Below are 19,906 nucleotides of genomic sequence, written 5' to 3'. Positions count from 1 at the left end.
GGTGACTGCGGCGGGAAACGATCAGGTAGAGGCACTGGATGCTGGCCTTCTTGGGGATGTCGCGATGACGTTTCTGCTGCGGATAGGATTTTGGTTCTCGCTGGTGCTTCTGGCGCTGCCCTTCGGATTCGGCGGCGAAGATAGCGATGCGCCCTCGGTCGGCCCGATCCAGACCTTCTTCGCCGCCAAGGAAGCGATGAGCGACGTTGCGGGCCTGTGCGAGCGCAAGCCGGATGTCTGCGAAACCGGCCGCGCCGCCTTCGACACGATCAGCGTGCGTGCCCGCGAAAGCGCGCGGCTCGCGATCGAAATGGTGGATCCCGAAGTGCCTGAAACACACGCAAAGCCGCCGGTCAGCGGTGCCCCTGCCATTGTCGAACCAGCTGCAGCGCTTTTGCCCGCGCCGGCTGAAGCCGCGCCTGCCGTGACTGCCGACAGTTTCGTGATCCCGGTTCCGTCCGCCCGCCCGCTCGACGCGCCGCATTCCTAAACCTCCCCCCACCCCGGCCTGCACCTTTCTCGCTTTCGGCCGCGCTAGCTTGATGACGCTCGGCCAGCTCTGTCCTATATCCCGCGCCATGACCGCTTCCATCGACACGATCCGCTCCGACTTTTCCCTTCTCGACGATTGGGAAGATCGCTACCGTTATGTCATCGAGCTCGGGCAGGACCTTCCGCCCTACCCGGAAGCTGTGCGCGACGAAGCCCACAAGGTGCGCGGTTGCGCCAGCCAGGTCTGGCTTCACGGCGAGAAGTCTGGCGACCAGGATCCCGTGCTGACCTATCAGGGCGATTCCGATGCCCATATCGTGCGCGGTCTCGTGGCGATCGTTCTGGCGCTGTATTCCGGTCGGCACGCATCCGAAATCCTCACCGTCGACTTCGACGAGACGATGCGCGAGCTCGGCTTGAATGAGCATCTCAGCCCGCAGCGCTCGAACGGTTTGCGCTCCATGGTTCAGCGCATCCGCTCGGACGCGCAGGCCGCTGCAGGCTAAGCCTCAACCGATCACCGGCCGGTAATCCTCCGCACCCCAGTGGAAGCTGCGCGGCCGTGTGCCTGACTGGCGTGCCGGCTCGTAATGGCGTGCCAGCGCGCCCAGTGCTGCCTTCAGCATGACCTTGCCCGAGCGCACCGGCCAGCCGCGTTCCGCTTCCACCTGTTCCAGCCCCTTGAGAAAGCAGCAGATATCAAGGAGCACGCCGGAGAGTTCCGGTCCCGTCGCATCCACAGCCTTTTCCACCCGCTGACGCGCGGCAAGTGCCGCATCCGTCAGATCGACAGCGCCACCCGCCCCGCCGCTCCCACGTCCGCTCGAACCCGCCAGCGCCTGCCAGGTCGCGCCGAGCTTCGGCATCAGCTGCCCGCGCGTGAAATCCGAGCGCAAGCGCTCGCCGGCGCGTAGTTCCGCCTCGCTCAGATAAGCCCGGCCATCCCTCCCCCGTCGGCGCGCGATCTGCGCCAGCGGCGACTCGGCCAGATTGATCGTGACGCTTTCCCAGCCATCCTCCGTTTGCATGTTGGTCTGGCCGAGTTCGCGCGGCTGCGTCCCCAAACCCTCGGCCTGATCGCGACGCGCCATCTTGCCCGCCTCGGTCAGACCGATTGAAGCGCCATCGCGCGCCACCAGGCCTTGCTCGATGAGGCCGGCAACCACACTGGCCGCCACCGCAATAACCCCGCGTTCGCTGCGCAGCATCACCTTGCCGGTTGCCGTGGTTTCCAGCTCCGCGCCCTGCTTGCCCAGGAAGATGATCACCCGGCGGCTTTGTTGTTGCATAGGAAGTTGATCGCTCATCGCAGGCTCCAGACTTTGCGGCCGCGCATCACCGTTTTTGCGAGATGTTCCGTGCGCGCCAGAATCGCATCGAAGGTGGGATCGTCGCGCAGGTCCTCGATCAGGTGCACGGCATGCAGCACCGTCGTGCGATCACGCCCGAAGCCGCGACCAACCTCGGCCATGCTCATGTCGAGAACGGTATGGGCGACATACATGGCGATCTGCCGGATGCGTGCGACCTGCCCGCGCGAGCGCCCCGGCATCCGCATCTCCTTGCCGCACACATTGTAAAAGGCCGACGTCAGATCGATCACGCAGTCACAGAGTTCCACGATCGTTTCTTCGTTCTTTTGCCGCTCTTCCTCCGTTGCGCATTCCACCTCTTTCTCGGCCTCGTCCACCTGTCTTGCAGCACTCGTTCCCACCACGCGCTCTCCCGATATAGGAATACGTTCTTATATTGAACGCAGCGACGCATGTGAACAAAAAAGGAACAGCCGAGAACACGACGAAGGTCTAACGAGTTGATCTCGCGAGACCTTTTGAGAAATGGCAGTGTTTCTCACATCAATCCGATCCCCACCCCCTTCCGGGCAAGGTGATGATCTCCGCCAATCTGAAGCGGAGTTCATCGATGACCATCAAACAGGAAAAGGCCGCGTTTCTGCGTGCCAAGGCGCAGTATAGCGATCACGCAAGGCAGACCGCCGCCGTGTTCATCTTGAGCGGGATTGATCTCGCCGCAGCGCTGAGATCAACCGGGCCGGAGCGCCTGAAGATTGCTGCCCGCCTGCGCCGCATGATCGAGCGCGAGCGGCTGCGCGGCATCAACCGCCACTGGAGCTACGATCTCAACCGCCACATCGCGATGAAGCAGGCTCTGGATCGGCTGGTTCGGCTTGAGGGTAGCGAGCCGCTTGCGGCGTAACACCAAGCAAAGGGCGCAGAATCAAAAAGCGGCGCCGAAGCGCCGCTTTGATCAGGTCAGAAGGGGTAAGCTTAGCGTGCCGACTTCGGCTTGCGGCCAAGACCCATCGACTTGGCGAGCTGCGAACGTGCTGCCGCATAGTTCGGCGCAACCATCGGATAGTTGGAGTCGAGACCCCACTTCTCGCGATACTGTTCGGGCGTCATGCTGTAATGGGTCATCAGGTGGCGCTTGAGCGACTTGAACTTCTTGCCGTCTTCAAGACATACGATGTAATCGTCCTGCACCGACTTCTTCGGATTGACGGCAGGCTTCTGCTTGTCTTGAACAACCGGCTCGGCGGCGACAGCAGCATTTCCAACGCGACCCAGGGCCGCGTGAATTTCCGAAATTAGATTTGGCAATTCAGAAGCAGGAACCGAATTGTTGCTGACATAAGCAGCCACAACATCGGCAGTCAGTTCCATCAAAGCATCGTCATTACGTGTGGGAGTATTCTCAACTTGCATAACAGGCGGTTCCAAAAGGGTCGTGAAATCACTTCAAGCGCAAACTGCGCGGATCGGGCAAATGGCCATACGCTTGGCATAGCGCATTCAAGCATTCCCCCTATTTGGTGAAGACATAGACGCCTGTCAAATGAATATTCATTAATATAGGAGCCTAAGCGAGCGTTAAGCACGCCCGTATTGCAGCAGCGGCAAGAAAGGGCCTCAGCTTATCTGACAATATGCCGCTGCACCAATAAGCGACTATTCGTCTGCATCCGCCCGTCGAGGCCTGACAATATCAGTCATCTTATCGGTTTCGTTGCGCACAGAGCCCTCCCAAAGCGGATAACCTGCGGTCAGCGCAGCGCGCGCGAGCAGATGCGCGGAAATCGGCGCGGTAATAATAAAAAACGTAATGGCGGCCACCACACGGGTCGCAACCGTGAGATCGGCTTCCACAACCGCCAGCGCGAGCAAAATGACGCAGGAGCCGAGCGTGCCGACTTTCGAGGCGGCATGCATGCGTGAATACACATCAGGCAGCCGCAGCAATCCGATGGCTGCGGTCAAAGTAAAGATCGATCCAACAAGCAAAAGGATCGCGGCAACCGTATTGCTGATGATCTCGATCATGCGCCCTTTCCTTCGTTCTCTTCTCTTTCGTCCTGCTCGTCGTTCTGCTGCTGGATCTTGCCCTGCAGGCTGAGCGTGAAACGGGCGAAGGCGACGGTTGCGAGGAAGCCCACGAGCCCCAATGCCAGCGCGATGTCGACATAGAGGGTGAAGCCGGTTTTGATCCCGATCGTGGCAATGAAGCCGATGGCGATCACCACGAGCGCGTCGAGGCCGACCACCCGGTCCGGCAAGGTCGGCCCGCGCAACACGCGCCAGGTCACCATCAGGAACGCAAGGCTCAGCACACCCAGGGCAATATGGATCGCAACCCATAGAAAGTCGGCGGAAAGGCTCATCCGAACGCCTCCAGGATCAATCGCTCGAAGCCCTGTTCGATATCCGCGCGCACGGCATCGGGATCAACCGCATCGAGCGCGTGAATGATCAGGCGGCTTCGATCATCCGTCACATCCACCGTCAGCGTGCCCGGCGTCAGCGTGATCAGATTGGCCAGAAGCGCGATCTGGAAATCGCTCTGCACCCGCAAGGGATAGACGATGATTCCCGGTTTCACGTCCATGCGCGGCTTCGTCACCAGCACAAGCACGCGCCAGGCGGACTTGATGAGTTCGACCACAAACAGCGCAACAAGCGCCAGGATCTTCACAGGGCGACGAACCGTCTGCGGCGTGCCGAGCTGGAAGCGCACCAGCATCAGGGCAACGATCGACAGCAGAAGGCCGAGGATGAGGTTCGGCAGCGTCCAGCTTCCGGTGATGCCGAGCCAGATCAGCGTAAACAAGCCGGCGAGCAAGATCGGCATCAGCCCTGTTCTCCGAAAACGGCGCGCACATAGGCATCCGGTTGAAGAAGCCCGTCCGCAGCGTGGCTGGCAGCCCGCACGAAGGGTTCAGGATAAAGCCCCATTACGACGGCCAGGAAGGTCAGCGCCAGCATGGGTCCGGGAGACATCAGCCGCTTCGGCCGTTCGCCCAGCCCATCGGCGACGGGAGGACGCCAGAAAACGAACAGGAAGAAGCGTCCGAGCGTGATCACCGTCAACAGGCTGGACAGAAGAACTGCCGCCGTAAGCCAGCCATGCTGCGCTTCCAGGGCCGCCTGCACCACCATGATCTTCGGCCAAAGCCCCGAACCTGGCGGCAGGCCGGCGATGGACAACATCAGGATAAAGGCGGCGATGATCAGAACCGGTGCCGAAGACAGGCCGGCAACCACATGCAGCGACGAACTGCCGGCGCGTTCGGCAACAAGTCCGGCCAGCAGGTAAAGCGCCGTCAGTGCGATCATGGAATGCATCGCGTAGAAGATGCCGCCGGCCAGCGCCGGCCCCGTGCCAACCGCAAGCCCGGCGAGCATCACGCCGACGCCGGAGATCACGAGAAAGCCCACCATGCGGCGGATATCGCTTTGCGCCAGCGCACCGAGCGCACCGAGCACCATGGTTGCGGCCGCAACCCAGCCGATTACGCCCGACAGGCCGGCAAGCTGGAGTGGAAACAAAAGCACCAGAACGCGCAGCAGCGCATAAACGCCGATCTTCGTCAGCACGCCGCCGAAGAAGGCCGAGGTCACGACATTGGGCGTGTGATAAGAAGCCGGCAACCAGGCCTGCACCGGAAACGCCGCCGCCTTCATGGAAAAAGCCGCAAGATAAAGCGTCGCCAGCGTCATCAGCGGCGCGCCCTCGACCGCCGGCACCTTTCTGATGACATCGGCCATGTTGAGCGTGCCGAAGATGCCGTAGAGATAGCCCGTCGCGATCAGGAACAGGGTCGTTCCGATCAGGTTCAGCACGCCGTATTTCAGCGTGCCGTCGAGCTGCGCGCGCGTCGAGCCCACCACCAGCAGGCCGAACGAGGAGATCAGGAACACTTCGAACCAGACATAGAGGTTGAAGATGTCGCCGGTCAGAAACGCGCCGTTCACGCCAACCGCCGTCAAAAGCAGGAACGGGAAATAGCCGTAGCGCCGCGCCGGTCGCGCAACCGACTGCACTGCCGCCACGCTGCAAACCAGCGCCACCAGCGAGGCGGTGCAGGCAAACAATGCGCCAAGGAGATCCACGGTAAAGGAAATGCCGAAGGGCGGCAGCCAGCGCCCCATCGTCATGACCACCGTGCCAAAGGTCCAGACCCGCACCAGAAGCGCGAGCGTGGCCAGGAAGACCACCGCCAGCGTGGCCACCGCAATCGGCGCCTGCCAATGAAGGCGCTTGCGCAGCATCAGGAGTGCGGCGCCCGTGATAATGGGCAGCGCAACGGGCACAACCGCCAGCCAGTCGCCGGCAGGTGTCGGCGTCGTGATCATCGCGCCTGTGATGTCGATCGGTCCGGCCACGTCAATATCCCATCGGCGGAAGGATCTTGCCCTCGGGTTCTGCGACCCTGAGCTTCACCGTGTCGTCGGTGCCAACCTCCTGATAGGTGCGGAAGGTCAGCACCAGAAGGAAGGAGAAAAAGGAAAAGGAAATCACGATCGCTGTCAGGATCAGCGCCTGCGGCAAGGGATTGGCGGTGTCTCCGGTCAGCTGCGTCATGTCGAGCGACATCACCGGCGGCACTTCGCGCATGATGCGACCTGCCGTGAAGATCAGCAGGTTCACCGCATTGCCGAACACCACGACGCCCAACAGAATGCGGACGATTGCCTTCGACAGCATCAGGTAGATGCCGGCCGTGAAGAACAAGCCGACCAGAATCGAGAGCACGGCCTCCATCAACGTTCTCCGTTGTCTTCAAGCGCGAGCGCGATCGACGCGAATGCGCCCGCCACGACGAGATAAACGCCAAGATCGAACAGGATGATCGTCGCGACGTCGAAGTGGAACACCGGCGCCGTCGTCCAGATACCGGTCAGGTAGGGCGTGCCGCGAAAGAAGGACGGCAAGCCCGAGATCGCCGACAGAAGCAGGCCCGTTCCAGCCACCGAGATCGGGTGGAACCACATGGCCCGTCGCGCTTCGGGGACGCCGAAGGCGATGCCGTAGAGCGCAAAGGCCGATGCCGCGAGAAGCCCGCCGATGAACCCGCCGCCGGGCTCGTTGTGGCCGCGCAAGGTCACGAAGATCGAAAACAGCAGCATCAACGCGGTCAGATAAGGCGCAATTGCCCGGAAGATCAGCGTTCTCATGTCCGATCCTCCTGCTTTGCCTGCGGCGTGCCGATGCGGATGATGGCGAGGATCGCCAGACCGGTGATCGTCACCACCGCGATCTCGCCCAGCGTATCGAAGCCGCGGAAATCGACAATGATCACGTTCACCACGTTGCGGCCATGGGCGATGATCCGCGCATTGGCGCTGAAGAATGCGCTCAGTGCCGCGTCAAACGTGCCTTGCGTCACCTTCAGGAGCAGCAGGCCGAAGCCAAGTCCGCACAGGATCGCGATCGAACCGTCGAGCAGCTTTTCGTTCCAAGGCCGGTGATCGGTCGGCTCCAGTCTAATGCGCGTCATCACAAGCGCCAGGATCACCACCGACAGGGTTTCAACCATGAACTGGGTGAAAGACAGGTCCGGTGCGCCCATCAGAAGGAACAGAAGCGCGACGGCGAAGCCCTGGATCCCCAGCGACACAATGGCGGTGAGGCGATTGCGTGTGCGCACCACGGCATAAAGCCCGACCACCGCCACGAGAAGAACGGCCCATTCATGCAGCAGAAGCTGCGGAATGGAGGGCAGAACCGGCAGTTCGCCCGTAAGCAGCATCGGCATCCAGAGAGCGGCGGCAACCACAACGAAGGCAACGGTGATATACACATCGAGCCGTCCCGACTGCACCACGCCCGTGACGCGCACCGACAGCGTCACCAGACCGCGCATGACCTGATCGAAGCCGCGATCCGGTCCCCAGCCGAACGCCGTCAGCACACCGCCGATGCTGCGGCGCATGCCCTGAAGGCCGAGATAGAACGCCACGCCGATCGCCAAGGTCAACAAGGACAGGCCAAAGGCGAGCGAGACATGCGGGAACGGCGAAGCGTGGTTTTCGACGGCAAGGCCCGCCACCGCGCTCGCCATCGGATCGGCAAAGGCGCCGTAGAACGCGCTCGACAAAAGCGCCAGAGCAAGACCGAACGTCGCCAGTGTCACCGGTCCCAGCCACAGGAGAACAGGGCCTTCATGCGGGGCTTGCGGCGTCGGGCGCAGAGAACCGGTGAAGGGCGTCAGTCCCACCGCCAGGCCAACGGCCGCCATGGCGGCATTGCCGAGAATGATGACGATCAGAACAAGCAGCGACCAGGCGTCACCGCCGGCAAGGAGCGCTTCGTAGATCGTTTCCTTGGCAAGGAAGCCCGTGAAAAGCGGAATGCCGGCCATCGACAGCCCTGCCCCGAGTGCGGCGACGAAGGTCAGCGGCATGGCGCTGCGCAAGCCTCGCAGGTCCTCGATCCGGCGCGTTCCGGTTTCATGGTCGAGAATGCCCACCACCATGAACAGCGTGCCTTTGAACAAAGCATGCGCGATGAGGTAAAGCACGGCGCCCAGCACGGCCGTTTCGGTGCCGAAGCCCGTCAGCATCACCAGCAATCCGAGCGAACCGATCGTGGTGTAAGCCAGCATCAGCTTGAGATCGCTTTGGCGCAGCGCAAGCACGCTGCCCACCAGAAGCGTCGCGCCACCGAACAGCGGCAGGATGGTTTCCCAAAGAACCGTGTCACCCATAACCGGGTTCAAACGCATCAGAAGATAAACGCCGGCCTTCACCATGGTCGCAGAATGGAGATAGGCCGAAACGGGCGTCGGCGCTTCCATCGCGTTGGGCAGCCAGAAGTGGAACGGAAACTGCGCCGACTTGGTGAAGGCGGCAAGCAGGATCAGGATCAGCGCCGGCACATAAAGCGCGCTCGAACGTAGGACATCGGGATTGGCCAGAAGCCCCGACAGCGTATCAGTCGTAGTGGCCATGCCGATGGTGACGAGACCGGCCAAAAGCGCCAGACCGCCCATTCCCGTGACAACCAGCGCCTGCAACGCCGCGCGGCGGCTGGCTTCGCGCTGATGATCGAAGCCGATCAGAAGGAAGGATGTGATCGAGGTCAGTTCCCAGAACACGAACAGCGTCAGGAACCCGTCCGCCACCACCAGGCCCTGCATCGCGCCCATGAACAGGAGAAGGAAGCTCATGAAGCGGCTGTGATGCGGATGCCCCTTCAGATATCCGCCGGCGTAAAGCACGATCAGGATGCCGATGCCGGAAACCAGCAAGGCAAAGGCAAGCGCCAGACCGTCGATATACCAGGACAGGCCGACATCGAGGCTCGGAATCCAAGGAAGGCCGCCGACAAGCGCGTTGCCGCTGCTCACCGTTCCGATCTGCGCGGCAAAGGTGATGAAGGCGAAGGTCGGAGCAAGCGCGAGCAGCCAGGGGCCGCCTCGGGGGAAGCGCAGCATCACCAGGGGTGCGAGCAAGGCTCCCACGAAGGGAAAGCCGAGCGCTATCAGCAGTGCTGCTTCCGTGCCTTGGTTCATGCTTGTCCCTGGAGGTTAAAACGGGCTCTGCCCCGGTCGGTTTGCCTGCCTATCGCGTGTCATGACCAACTGCCACCCGCTAAATGCCCTAAACAATAGCGGAAATGCAGCTCCAGCACCTCATCCACGGGTTTCTGAGGCCTTGGCGCGGTGACTTGGCGGCCGGGAATGCCTATGTTCCCCGTGATTTACACGCCAACCGATATCGCGCTTCTTGTGCAGAGCAGAAGCCTTTGTAAACATTCACTTTCTTGTTAGAGAGCTCCATGACAGACCCCAAATTCCCCGCCATCACGCCGCCATCCACCATGCGCCGCGATTGGCGCGATACGCGTCACGGAATCACGCGCGAGGACGATTATGCCTGGTTGCGCGCCGACAACTGGCAGGACGTGTTCCGCGACCCGACCCTGCTCGACCCCGCAATCCGCACTCACCTGGAAGCCGAAACCGTTTATCAAACGGCGATGATGGCGGACACGGCAGCGCTGCGCGAGACGCTGTTCAAGGAAATGCGCGGCCGCATCAAGGAAGACGACCAGTCCGTCCCGATGAAGGATGGGCCGTTCGCTTACGGTTCGTCCTATGTGCTCGGCGGCGAACAGCCCCGCTATTTCCGCACCCCGCGCAACGGTGGCGAGCAGGTGATCCTGCTCGATGGCGACAAGGAAGCCGCCGACCGCGCGTATTTCCACCTCGGCGGCGTCGATCATTCACCCGATCATGCCCGCCTGCTTTGGGGCAATGACGACAAGGGGTCCGAGTTCTACGCACTGCGCGTGCGTACCCTCGACAACGGTCAGGACCTCGACGAAGTCGTGCCCGATACCGGTGGCGAAGGCGTCTGGAGTGCCGGCAGCGACGGCTTCTTCTATACGAAGCTCGATGCCAATCATCGTCCCTCACGCGTCTTCCATCATGCGATCGGCACGGCAGCGGAAACTGACCGGCTGATCTTCGAAGAAGACGATCACGGCTTCTTCGTCGGCGTCGGCGGCACGCGCGACAACAAGTGGATCATGATCTCGATCCACGATCACGAGACCTCCGAATACCGCATCTTCCCGGCCGACGATGCGAATGCCACGCCCAAGCTCGTCGCGGCACGCGAAACCGGCATGCAGTATGATCTGGAAGAAGGCGGCGATGTCTTCTTCATTCTGACCAATGCGGATGGCGCCAAGGATTTCAAGATCATGGAAGCGCCGGTTGCCGATCCGGTCCGAGAAAACTGGCGCGAGATCGTGCCGCATGAGCCGGGTCGCCTGATCCTGTCGATCGAATCCTTCCGCGACTTCCTTGTCTGGCTGGAGCGCAAGGATGGCCTGCCGCGCATCGTCGTGCGCGAGCGTTCAACCGGCGAAGAGCATCGCATCGCCTTTGACGAGGAAGCCTATTCGCTCGGCCTCGGCGGGTCGCTGGAATATGACACGGACACGATCCGCTTCTCTTATTCTTCCATGACCACGCCGTCGCAGCTGTTCGACTACAACATGCGCACGCGCGAGCGCACGCTTCTCAAGACGCAGGAAGTGCCGTCCGGCCATAATCCTGACGATTACGTCACCCGCCGCTTGATGGCGCCGGCCGCCGATGGCGAGCTCGTTCCCGTGTCCCTGCTGTATCGTCGCGACACGAAGCTCGACGGCTCCGCGCCCTGCCTGCTTTATGGCTACGGCTCCTATGGCATGACCATTCCCGCCAGCTTCAACACCAACTGTCTGTCCCTGGTGGATCGCGGCTTTGTTTACGCCATCGCGCATGTTCGTGGCGGCAAGGACAAGGGCTATGCCTGGTACGAAAACGGCAAGCGCGCCGCCAAGCAGAACACCTTCACCGACTTTATCGCGGCAGCGAAGCATCTGGTCGGCGAAGGATACACCGGCCATGACCGTATCGTCGCGCAGGGCGGATCGGCTGGCGGCATGCTGATGGGGGCGATCGCCAATCTCGCCCCGGAAGATTTCGGCGGCATCATCGCCGAAGTGCCATTCGTCGACGTGTTGTCCACCATGCTCGATGACACACTGCCGCTCACCCCGCCGGAATGGCCCGAATGGGGCAATCCGATCACCTCGGATGCGGACTACAAGGCGATCGCCGCGTATTCGCCTTATGACAATGTCGGCGCGCATCCCTACCCGCCGATCCTCGCGGTCGCCGGCCTCACCGATCCGCGCGTGACCTATTGGGAGCCGGCGAAATGGGTGGCGCGGCTGCGCGACCGCTCGACCTCCGACAATCCCGTGCTGTTCCGCATCAACATGGATGCCGGTCATGCAGGCGCGTCCGGTCGCTTCTCGCGGCTGGAAGAGATCGCCTATTCCTACGCCTTCGCGCTGAAGGTGGCAGGAAAAGGCTGAAGCTTTGATCGAAGCGGCGCGGATGGGGCAACCATCCGCGCGCTCGAAGCTTCTGTGTCTGGTTCCCTGCCGCGGCTGACCGGTCGCGTTTCCGAAAGTCTTTCCATGTCCCAGCCGCCGCATTCCGTTTCGCCGCAGCAACCCTATGAGCGGCGTTGGCTGATGCTGATCATTTTGCTGCTCGCCGGCTTCATGAACCTCATCGACGTGAACATCGTGAACGTCGCGCTGCCCAGCCTGCAGCGCAATCTGGAAGCCTCGCCAAGCCAGATCGAATGGGTGGTGGCGGCCTATATCCTGGCCTTTGCGATCGGCCTCCTTCCCTTCGGACGGCTTGGCGACCGTATCGGGCGAAAGCGCATGTTCCTGCTCGGCGTGTCGGGTTTTACGCTGTTTTCCGCCCTGTGCGGCATGGCTCCGTCGATCAACTGGCTGGTTGCCGCACGCGCGCTTCAGGGCTTTTCTGGCGCAATGATGATGCCGCAGGTGCTGGCCATTGTGCAGGTGATCTTTCCGCCGCATGAACGCGGCGCAGCGTTTTCCTTCTTCGGCCTGAGTGCAGGTCTGGCTTCCGTTGCCGGACCGCTCGCCGGCGGCCTTCTGATCAACGCCGATATTGCCGGCCTCGACTGGCGGCCGATCTTTCTCGTCAACATTCCCGTCGGCATCATCGCGCTGATCGCCGCGCAGATCGTGGTGCCCTCGATCCCCGGCGACCGGACGATCAAGAACGACACCGGCGGCACGCTGCTTGCCGGCGCTTCGGTGTTCCTGATCATCTTCGCTTTGATCGAAGGCCGCGGTTTCGGCTGGCCGATCTGGATCTTCGGCCTCGTTGCGCTGGCGCTGGTCGGTTTCGGCTGCTTCTACGCCTTCGAGCACAAGCGCGAAAAGACGAACAAGGCGCAGCTTCTGCCGGCCCATCTTCTGTCGAACAGCAACTACATGCTGGGCGGTTTGATGGTGGTGCTGTTCTTTTCAGGCGTCGCCGGCTTCTTCATGGTGCTGGCGCTGTTTCTGCAAAGCGGCCTCGGCTTCACGCCGCTGCAATCCGGCTTGAGCACCATCCCCTTTCCCGTCGGCGTGCTGCTCATCTCGCTGGTCAACAACCGCCTCGGCAGCCGCTTTTTGCGCCAGCGCGTGGCGGCCGGCACGACGCTTCTGGTTGGGGCCATGCTGTGGCTGCGCATCGTTTTGCCGGAAGTCACCAGCTTTGCCGATCATTGGACGATCGCGCCCGGCCTGTTCCTCGGCGGCGTCGGCCTCGGCGGCACGATCTCATCCTTGTTCCAGAGCGTTCTCGCCAATGTGCCGACGCGCGATGCGGGGTCCGGCTCAGGCGCGCTGCAATCCTTCCAGCAGATGGGCGCTGCCTTCGGTGTGGCGATCGTCGGCCAGATCTTCTTCATGGTGCTGGATGGACAAGGCGGCACAGGCGATCGAGTGGCCTATGCGGAAGCCATTCGCGCGGCCATCTCCTACGAGTTCCTGGCCTTTGGCAGCGTCGCCATTCTCGTGACCTTCTTCTTGAAGGCACCAAAGGAGAAAGAAGCGCATGGCACAGTTCACCATGCGCCCGTGGCGGACTGATCAGCGCGCCGGATAGCCGTTCGGCCTGCCCGGGATCGCCTTGAGATAGGCCGCGATCGCTTCGCGGTCTTCCGGGCGCAACTGCGCGAGGTTCTTCTGAACCTCGACCATCGAACCGCCGACCGAATCGTAATCGGGGGTAAAGCCGGTCTCGAAGTAGTTCACGAGATCGGATTGCGACCAGTCACCGACAGCACCGTCCGGCGTGATGTTCGGGACACTGCCCTCACCTTCCGCCGCCACGCTGCCAGCCAGCCACTCCGTCTTGATCGAACCGCCGGTCATGTTTCGCGGCGTGTGGCATTCCCCGCAATGGCCGGGACCTTCCACCAGATATTGCCCGAGACGCACCTGCTCGGACGCATCGTCACCCAAGGCAATCACCGGCTCCGCGCTGAGATTGAGCTGCTTCCACAGACCCAGACCGCGGCGAATGTTGAAAGGGAAGCGTACCTCATTGGGCGACGCCGCACCTGCCACGGCAGGCGTGGTTTTCAGGAACGCATAGAGATCGGCGATATCACCGGGCTCCATGCGGGCATAGGATGTGTAGGGAAAGGCGGGATAAAGATGCGTACCGTCCGGCGTCACGCCCTTCATCATCGCATTAGCCAGATCCTCAACCGACCAGTTGCCGATGCCATCGGTCGGATGCTGGGAAATGTTCGGCGCGACAAACGTGCCGAAGTCGGTGGCGAGCTTCACGCCACCCGGCAATTCCATCAGCGCATCGCCTTCGGATCCGGGCTTGGCATGACAGGACGCACAACCCGCCGCAAAGAAGATGCGGCGGCCGGCTTGCGCGTCACCCGCGTCGAGCGCTGCCAGCGTTTGCGCCGACACGCGTTGTGGCGCAGACAGGAACCAGGCGGCTCCTACTGCGACGATGCCCAGCCCGACAACGGTCAAGCCGATCTTGGCTGGCCATCTCACGTCACGATCACTTCTTGACGCGATAGGTCTGGTGGCAGGCGCCGCAATTGGCGGTGATCGACTTGAACGCCATCTGGAAGGATTCGAGATCCTGCGGATCGGCCTTCACTGCGGCAGCAGTATCGGCCTGATACTTGGCGATCTGCTCCTTGAAGCCGTCGCGATCCTCCCAGATCTTCGGCGAGGCTTCCGTATCGCCGCCCGTTTCCGTTCCTTCGGGGAACAGCTTGTCGGCATCGAGCTTCTGCGCATCGGTTGCCAGCGTTTCCAGCGCCGTCTTGACGGTGGCAGCATCGAACGGCTGCTCGCCCTTGGCGATCTTGGCAACAGAGCCAACAGCCTTGCCCATATCCTTCATGAGCGCCTGGCGGTCGGCGATAGGGTCAGCATGAGCCATTCCAAAAGACATGGCCAGCAAACCAGCGGTGAGTACGATCTTCTTCATCCAGTCCTCTCAAGAGATCGACAGTCCCTAAGCGGCAGCATGCACGTTACGAAGGAAAAGTCTCGGACAAACAAATGTGAAGCTGGTTCTGAGTTCATGAACACAGCGTTCAACGATTGACGTCGTGAGCAAAGAAAAGCCCCGCCGAAGCGGGGCTTGTTTAACCAACCTGAACGGATCAGGCCGAAGCGGCTTCGTAGCGCTCCAGGACGTAGTCCCAGTTGATGAGGTTGTCGACGAAGGCTTCGAGATACTTCGGACGGGCGTTGCGGTAGTCGATGTAATAGGAATGCTCCCACACATCGACGCCGAGGATCGGCGTGGCGCCGTGCACCAGCGGGTTCTCGCCGTTCGGCGTCTTCATGATCTCGAGCTTGCCATCCTTGACGGCAACCCAGGCCCAGCCTGAACCGAACTGGCCCTTGCCGGCGTCGATGAAGTCGTTGCGGAACTTGTCGTAGCCGCCGAGATCGCTGTCGAAAGCCGTCTGCAGCTTGCCCGGAAGGCTCTTGCCGCCGCCGTCCTTCTTCATCCACTTCCAGAAATGGATGTGGTTGTAGTGCTGTGCGGCGTTGTTGAAGAGCGGCTGGTCCTTGCCATAGGAAGCCTTGACGATCTCTTCCACCGACTTGCCGGCCATGCCGGCCTTTTCCGCCAGCGTGTTGCCCATGTCGACATACGCCTTGTGGTGCTTGTCGTGATGGTACTCCAGCGTTTCCTTCGACATGTAGGGCTGAAGCGCCTCGTAGTCGTACGGCAGTTCGGGAAGTTCGAAGGCCATTGGTCAATCTCCCTAATTAAATGGCTGTGTGGATTACAAATGAAACATAGGCACCGACGTCGTGATGACAACGCGTCAAAAAACGTCGGACGAAAATTCTGCTCGGGTCAGACCGACGTGGAGTGCGCCCAGTCCCAATAAAGTTCGCGCGTTTTCTTGGCCACCGGACCCGGCTGGAAGTCCTTGTTCTCGACCTTGATGATCGGCACGACCTTTGAATGGTTGCCGGTGGAGAACACTTCGTCCGCATCCACGAAATCGGCGACCTTCAGCGACTTTTCGACGACCTCGTAGCCGGCTTCGCGCAGGAGCATGATGTTGCGCATGCGGGTGATGCCCGACAGGAAGCTGCCGTTGGGGATCGGCGTATAAACGACGCCATCCTTGACCATGAACACGTTCGACGTGCCCGTTTCCGCGACATTGCCGAGCATATCGAGCACCAGCGCATTGTCGTAGCCGCGCGAACGGGCTTCCAGAATGGCGCGGGCATTGTTGGGATAAAGGCAGCCGGCCTTGGCATTGGTCGGCATGGTTTCGAGCGATGGCCGGCGGAACGGCGACTGCGTCACCGAAAAGCCGCTCGGCGGCAGCATCGGCGATTCGTAGAGCGACAGAAGGAAACGGGTCGATTCCGGATCCGCCGTCACGCCCATATAGCCGCCGTTCTCGGCCCAATACATCGGCCGGATGTAAACAGCCGTATTGCCGTCGAACTTCTTCAAACCGTCCTTGGTGATGCCGATGATCTCGTCGGCGCTCATCGTCGCCTTCATGCCGAGATTGACCGATGAAACGTTGACGCGCGCCGCATGCAGGTCGAGATCGGGCGCAACGCCCTCGAACCAGCGCGCGCCGTCGAATACGGTCGAGGCCATCCACATCGCATGGGTTTGCGGACCCACGATCATCGGGTTGCCTTCGATCCAGTCGCCGTCCAGATAGGTCCAGGTCTTGGTCTTGGCTGGCTTGCTTTCAGTCATAATCAGGGCGATCCCACGTGTCGTTTCGAGTGCGCACAAAGGACCTTCTTTCCAGGTGCGTCAACACCCTCGAGCCTGTGGAATGATGGTCCAGCCGGCTTGAACAGGTGGGGCCATGAACCAGCTTGGCTTGACGTCGGGCGCAGCAACGCCAAAGCCTTCGCAGGAACCACACGGACAAAGCCATGCCTCATTCCCATTATGTCTTTGACGCCTACGGCACCTTGTTCGACGTGCATGCCGCCGTGCGCCGCCATGCCGAAGAGATCGGACCGGACGGCCAGCTCCTGTCGGATCTTTGGCGCGCCAAGCAGCTGGAATATTCCTGGGTGCGAACCCTCATGGACACCTATCAGGATTTCTGGACGCTGACCGAACAAGCGCTCGATTATGCCTTCGCCCGCGTGCCGAGCGCCGACCGTTCCCTGCGCCAGAAACTGCTCGACGCCTATTTGACGCTCGATTGTTATCCCGAAGTTCCGACCGTGCTTCGCAGCCTCAAGGCATCGGGCGCGCGCATTGCGATCCTGTCGAACGGCTCGCCTTCCATGCTTGCCGCCGCCGTGCGCTCGGCAGCCTTGGACGACATCATCGACGACGTGTTTTCCGTAGATGCGATCGGCCGCTTCAAGACCGATCCCGGCACCTATGATCTCGTCACCACACAGTGGCGTCTTTACCCGGATGCGGTGTCGTTTCAGTCCTCCAACCGGTGGGATATCGCTGGCGCCGCCCAATTCGGTTTTCGCACCGTCTGGATCAACCGCGCCACCATGCCGGACGAATATCCCGACCTGAAGCCGAGCCTCGTTTTGCCCGATCTGACTGGCCTGATCCGCGCCTGATCCGCGCCTGATGCCGCCTTCGATGTTGTTGCCATTAAGGCACAGTGGTGGCGGAGTTTGCTCGCAGCGGTTGAATTTCCACGGTTCTGCCGGATTTCTTAAGGCAGTCACGTGTTCTTGCATTGAAAGCCAGGCGCCGTCGGTGCCCCTGGTTTTGCGTTGAGTTGAAAAGGCAGATCTCAAGTCTATGTCCGTTCACCACCCGTCCGACCGTCCCGACCGGCGCCGCTTCCTTATGGGTGCCGGTGTGCTCGCGGCGTCCTCTTTCCTGGCATCCTGTGCAACCCGCATCGGTCCAGCTGATCAGGTCGTCGAGCTTGCCCCGGCCGAGCCGACCTACCAATCCTCCAATGCCGCTTCCATGTACGGCCCGGTTTACGACGAGGGATTCGAGATCCCCGCGATTCCGTATGAGAAGATCGATCCGCAATTCTATCGCCAGATCGTGCCGAACCCGACGGGCGAGCGCCCGGGTACGGTGGTCGTCGATACGCGCGGTCACTTCCTGTATTACACGATGCCCAACGGTCAGGCGATGCGCTACGGCGTTGGTCTGGGCCGCGAAGGGTTCGCCTGGTCCGGGCAGGGCGTGATCCAGTGGAAAAAGAAGTGGCCGCACTGGAAGCCGCCGGCAGAAATGATCGCGCGCCAGCCGGAACTCGAGCCCTACAGCGTCGAAAACGGCGGCATGGAACCCGGTTTGCGCAATCCGCTCGGCGCCCGCGCGCTCTACATCTTCCAGAACGGCCAGGACACGCTTTATCGTCTCCATGGCTCGCCGGAATGGGCCTCCATCGGCCGCAACGTGTCATCGGGCTGCGTGCGCCTGATGAACCAGGACATCATCGACCTCTACGACCGCGTTCCCAGCGGCACGCCGATCGTGGTGATGTAAGGTCTATCCCATCGAAAAAGCCCCGGTTGATCCAGGGCTTTTTTGTTTAAAGACCGCGCTTGAGCCCGCCCAGAATACCGCGCACCAGCGCACGGCCGATCGACGCTCCCGCTGAGCGCACCACGGACTTGATGGCGGCTTCCGTTACCGTTTGCCGGTTCGATGCGCGCGGCGCCCGCTTGCGCGGCGCATCGTCGTAGCGCGTTCGGGTGCGCCCTGTCGGTGCCTGGGATGGCGCGTCATCCTTGCGGTTGAAATCGGGCAGCGTCCACTTCGTGCCGCCCTCTTCCGCCTGCGCTTGTTCCTCGCGCTCGGCCGCCTCATTGGCGCGCTTCTGCAGCACTTCGAACGCCGACTCGCGGTCAATCGCTTCATCATACTGGCCGGCTACAGGGCTTTGGGCGATGAGATCGCGGCGTTCTTCCGGCGAAACAGGACCGATCCGTCCCGCAGGCGGGCGGATCAGCGTGCGCTGCACGATCGACGGCACGGCTTTCGCTTCCAGCACCGACACCAGCGCTTCACCGACACCCAGCTGCGTGATGGCGGTCGCGCAATCGAAGTCCGGGTTCGGCCGGAACGTTTCAGCCGCGATCCGCACCGCCTTTTGTTCGCGCGGCGTATAAGCGCGCAGGGCATGCTGAACACGATTGCCGAGCTGGGCCAGCACCGTTTCGGGAATATCGAGCGGGTTCTGCGTCACAAAGAAGACGCCGACGCCCTTGGAGCGGATCAGCCGCACAACCTGCTCGACGCGGTCCACGAGCACCTTGGGCGCTTCGTCGAACAGAAGATGCGCTTCGTCGAAGAAGAAAACGAGCTTGGGCTTGTCCACATCGCCGACTTCCGGCAGTTCCTCGAACAGTTCCGACAGGAGCCAAAGGAGGAAGGTCGCATAAAGCCGCGGGTTCATCATCAGCCGGTCGGCGGCCAAGACGTTGACGGCGCCGCGCCCATCCTGCGTCGTGCGCATCAGGTCCTGGATGCGCAAAGCCGGCTCGCCGAAGAAGTGGTTGCCGCCTTGTTGTTCCAGCACCAGCAACGCGCGCTGGATCGCCCCCACCGACGCCTTGCTGACATTGCCGTAGCGCGCGCCGATCTCCTTGGCGCGCTCGGCGATGTTGGCCAGCAGCGCCTGCAGGTCCTTCATGTCGAGCAGCAGAAGCCCCTCGTCATCGGCGATCTTGAAGGCGATGTTCATGATGCCTTCCTGCGCTTCCGAAAGGTTCATCAGCCGCGACAAAAGCAGCGGTCCCATCTCGGAAACGGTCGCACGGATCGGATGCCCCTGTTCGCCGAACAGGTCCCAGAAGATCACCGGAAAGGCCGCATGGTCGTAAGGATCGAGCCGCACCTCGGCCGCCCGCTTGAGCAGGAAATCCTGCGGCGTGCCCTTCACCGCAATGCCGGACAGATCGCCCTTGATGTCGGAACAGAACACCGGCACGCCAGCGCGCGAAAACCCTTCCGCCAGCACCTGAAGCGTCACCGTCTTGCCGGTGCCGGTTGCGCCCGTCACCAGCCCGTGGCGGTTGCCGTAGCGCAGCAACAACTCTTCCGCTTTCGCGTAGCTGTCGTCGGGATTGCGGCTTGCGCCAAGAAAGATCGTTTCAGCAGCAGCAGCCCACACCAAAGCCAGGGTCCTCGATCCAGTCAGACATATGTCATTCTATAGTCAGCCGCGTGTGCCACCACAATCTGGCACGACGCGGAGTGTTTGTGCTTGCAAGGATGGTGCAGGAGCGCCAAAAACCTAACAAGCGTTCG

At 61.6% G+C, this 19,906-nt stretch carries 22 protein-coding genes; 7 read left to right on the top strand and 15 right to left on the bottom strand.

Translation table 11 applies throughout. From position 1 onward, the window contains the following. The first annotated feature begins 64 nt into the window (after positions 1 to 64). Complete coding sequence (locus tag JYU29_RS04110) at positions 65 to 490, top strand: DUF5330 domain-containing protein (RefSeq protein ID WP_213983463.1); 426 nt, start codon at positions 65 to 67, stop codon at positions 488 to 490. Positions 491 to 578: 88 nt separating this feature from the next. Continuing rightward, a complete protein-coding gene (locus JYU29_RS04105) occupies positions 579 to 998 on the top strand; it encodes a SufE family protein (RefSeq protein ID WP_213983462.1) in 420 nt (139 codons plus the stop codon). Between the two features lie 3 nt (positions 999 to 1,001). Here the strand turns inward: JYU29_RS04105 and JYU29_RS04100 are convergent, their stop codons facing one another. Further along, entirely contained in the window at positions 1,002 to 1,799 is a 798-nt protein-coding gene (locus tag JYU29_RS04100; protein WP_213983461.1) for a DUF6456 domain-containing protein, read from the bottom strand. After that, positions 1,796 to 2,209 (bottom strand): helix-turn-helix domain-containing protein, encoded by a 414-nt coding sequence (locus JYU29_RS04095; RefSeq protein WP_347879846.1) that lies wholly within the window; start codon positions 2,207 to 2,209, stop codon positions 1,796 to 1,798. The genes JYU29_RS04100 and JYU29_RS04095 overlap by 4 nt, the downstream gene beginning before the upstream one ends. A 206-nt stretch (positions 2,210 to 2,415) precedes the next feature. On the opposite strand from JYU29_RS04095, the gene JYU29_RS04090 reads away from it, so the two are divergent. Then, positions 2,416 to 2,709: a cytoplasmic protein gene (locus tag JYU29_RS04090; RefSeq protein ID WP_213983460.1), complete on the top strand. Its 294-nt coding sequence runs from the start codon at positions 2,416 to 2,418 to the stop codon at positions 2,707 to 2,709. A 71-nt stretch (positions 2,710 to 2,780) separates the two neighbouring features. Here the strand turns inward: JYU29_RS04090 and JYU29_RS04085 are convergent, their stop codons facing one another. From JYU29_RS04085 to JYU29_RS04050, 8 genes are all read right to left on the bottom strand, one after another. Next, the gene (locus JYU29_RS04085; RefSeq protein WP_213983459.1) at positions 2,781 to 3,218 is read right to left on the bottom strand and encodes a Ros/MucR family transcriptional regulator; all 438 of its coding nucleotides are present in this window, start codon (positions 3,216 to 3,218) and stop codon (positions 2,781 to 2,783) included. A gap of 243 nt (positions 3,219 to 3,461) precedes the next feature. After that, complete coding sequence (gene mnhG, locus JYU29_RS04080; RefSeq protein WP_213983458.1) at positions 3,462 to 3,833, bottom strand: monovalent cation/H(+) antiporter subunit G; 372 nt, start codon at positions 3,831 to 3,833, stop codon at positions 3,462 to 3,464. Further along, positions 3,830 to 4,171 (bottom strand): cation:proton antiporter, encoded by a 342-nt coding sequence (locus tag JYU29_RS04075; protein ID WP_213983457.1) that lies wholly within the window; start codon positions 4,169 to 4,171, stop codon positions 3,830 to 3,832. The genes mnhG and JYU29_RS04075 overlap by 4 nt, the downstream gene beginning before the upstream one ends. Then, complete coding sequence (locus JYU29_RS04070; protein WP_213983456.1) at positions 4,168 to 4,638, bottom strand: Na+/H+ antiporter subunit E; 471 nt, start codon at positions 4,636 to 4,638, stop codon at positions 4,168 to 4,170. Before JYU29_RS04070 ends, JYU29_RS04075 begins: the two co-directional genes overlap by 4 nt. Beyond that, positions 4,638 to 6,143: a Na+/H+ antiporter subunit D gene (locus JYU29_RS04065; RefSeq protein WP_213984253.1), complete on the bottom strand. Its 1,506-nt coding sequence runs from the start codon at positions 6,141 to 6,143 to the stop codon at positions 4,638 to 4,640. Before JYU29_RS04065 ends, JYU29_RS04070 begins: the two co-directional genes overlap by 1 nt. Positions 6,144 to 6,174: 31 nt before the next feature. Then, on the bottom strand, positions 6,175 to 6,552 hold the full coding sequence (locus tag JYU29_RS04060) for a Na+/H+ antiporter subunit C (protein WP_213983455.1): 378 nt from the start codon (positions 6,550 to 6,552) through the stop codon (positions 6,175 to 6,177). After that, positions 6,552 to 6,965 (bottom strand): Na+/H+ antiporter subunit B, encoded by a 414-nt coding sequence (locus tag JYU29_RS04055; RefSeq protein WP_213983454.1) that lies wholly within the window; start codon positions 6,963 to 6,965, stop codon positions 6,552 to 6,554. Before JYU29_RS04055 ends, JYU29_RS04060 begins: the two co-directional genes overlap by 1 nt. Beyond that, the gene (locus tag JYU29_RS04050) at positions 6,962 to 9,304 is read right to left on the bottom strand and encodes a putative monovalent cation/H+ antiporter subunit A (protein ID WP_213983453.1); all 2,343 of its coding nucleotides are present in this window, start codon (positions 9,302 to 9,304) and stop codon (positions 6,962 to 6,964) included. Before JYU29_RS04050 ends, JYU29_RS04055 begins: the two co-directional genes overlap by 4 nt. Positions 9,305 to 9,570: 266 nt before the next feature. Between JYU29_RS04050 and JYU29_RS04045 the strand changes: the two genes are divergently transcribed. Continuing rightward, positions 9,571 to 11,667 (top strand): S9 family peptidase, encoded by a 2,097-nt coding sequence (locus JYU29_RS04045; protein ID WP_213983452.1) that lies wholly within the window; start codon positions 9,571 to 9,573, stop codon positions 11,665 to 11,667. Between the two features lie 105 nt (positions 11,668 to 11,772). After that, positions 11,773 to 13,257, top strand: coding sequence for an MFS transporter (locus JYU29_RS04040; protein ID WP_250157176.1), 1,485 nt, complete (start codon positions 11,773 to 11,775; stop codon positions 13,255 to 13,257). Here JYU29_RS04040 and JYU29_RS04035 read toward each other — a convergent pair whose 3' ends face one another. The 4 genes from JYU29_RS04035 to JYU29_RS04020 all read right to left on the bottom strand — a co-directional run bounded on the left by JYU29_RS04035 (position 13,258) and on the right by JYU29_RS04020 (position 16,399). Continuing rightward, positions 13,258 to 14,190, bottom strand: coding sequence for a cytochrome c (locus tag JYU29_RS04035; RefSeq protein ID WP_213983451.1), 933 nt, complete (start codon positions 14,188 to 14,190; stop codon positions 13,258 to 13,260). 7 nt (positions 14,191 to 14,197) lie between these two features. After that, positions 14,198 to 14,635, bottom strand: coding sequence for a c-type cytochrome (locus JYU29_RS04030; RefSeq protein WP_213983450.1), 438 nt, complete (start codon positions 14,633 to 14,635; stop codon positions 14,198 to 14,200). A 178-nt stretch (positions 14,636 to 14,813) separates the two neighbouring features. Then, positions 14,814 to 15,416: a superoxide dismutase gene (locus JYU29_RS04025; RefSeq protein WP_213983449.1), complete on the bottom strand. Its 603-nt coding sequence runs from the start codon at positions 15,414 to 15,416 to the stop codon at positions 14,814 to 14,816. A 107-nt stretch (positions 15,417 to 15,523) separates the two neighbouring features. Beyond that, positions 15,524 to 16,399 (bottom strand): branched-chain amino acid aminotransferase, encoded by an 876-nt coding sequence (locus JYU29_RS04020; RefSeq protein ID WP_213983448.1) that lies wholly within the window; start codon positions 16,397 to 16,399, stop codon positions 15,524 to 15,526. A gap of 185 nt (positions 16,400 to 16,584) precedes the next feature. On the opposite strand from JYU29_RS04020, the gene JYU29_RS04015 reads away from it, so the two are divergent. Beyond that, positions 16,585 to 17,244, top strand: coding sequence for a haloacid dehalogenase type II (locus tag JYU29_RS04015; protein ID WP_213983447.1), 660 nt, complete (start codon positions 16,585 to 16,587; stop codon positions 17,242 to 17,244). A gap of 187 nt (positions 17,245 to 17,431) precedes the next feature. Then, on the top strand, positions 17,432 to 18,139 hold the full coding sequence (locus JYU29_RS04010; protein ID WP_213983446.1) for a L,D-transpeptidase: 708 nt from the start codon (positions 17,432 to 17,434) through the stop codon (positions 18,137 to 18,139). A gap of 46 nt (positions 18,140 to 18,185) precedes the next feature. On the opposite strand, the gene JYU29_RS04005 is transcribed toward JYU29_RS04010, so the two are convergent. After that, entirely contained in the window at positions 18,186 to 19,769 is a 1,584-nt protein-coding gene (locus JYU29_RS04005) for a helicase HerA-like C-terminal domain-containing protein (RefSeq protein ID WP_213984251.1), read from the bottom strand. Between the last annotated feature and the right edge of the window lie 137 nt (positions 19,770 to 19,906).

The sequence above is a fragment of the Tianweitania aestuarii genome, from assembly GCF_018457165.1.
GTDB lineage: Bacteria > Pseudomonadota > Alphaproteobacteria > Rhizobiales > Rhizobiaceae > Tianweitania > Tianweitania aestuarii.
Note: the sequence above shows the minus strand (reverse complement) of the source record. Positions and strands in the feature narration are given on the sequence as shown.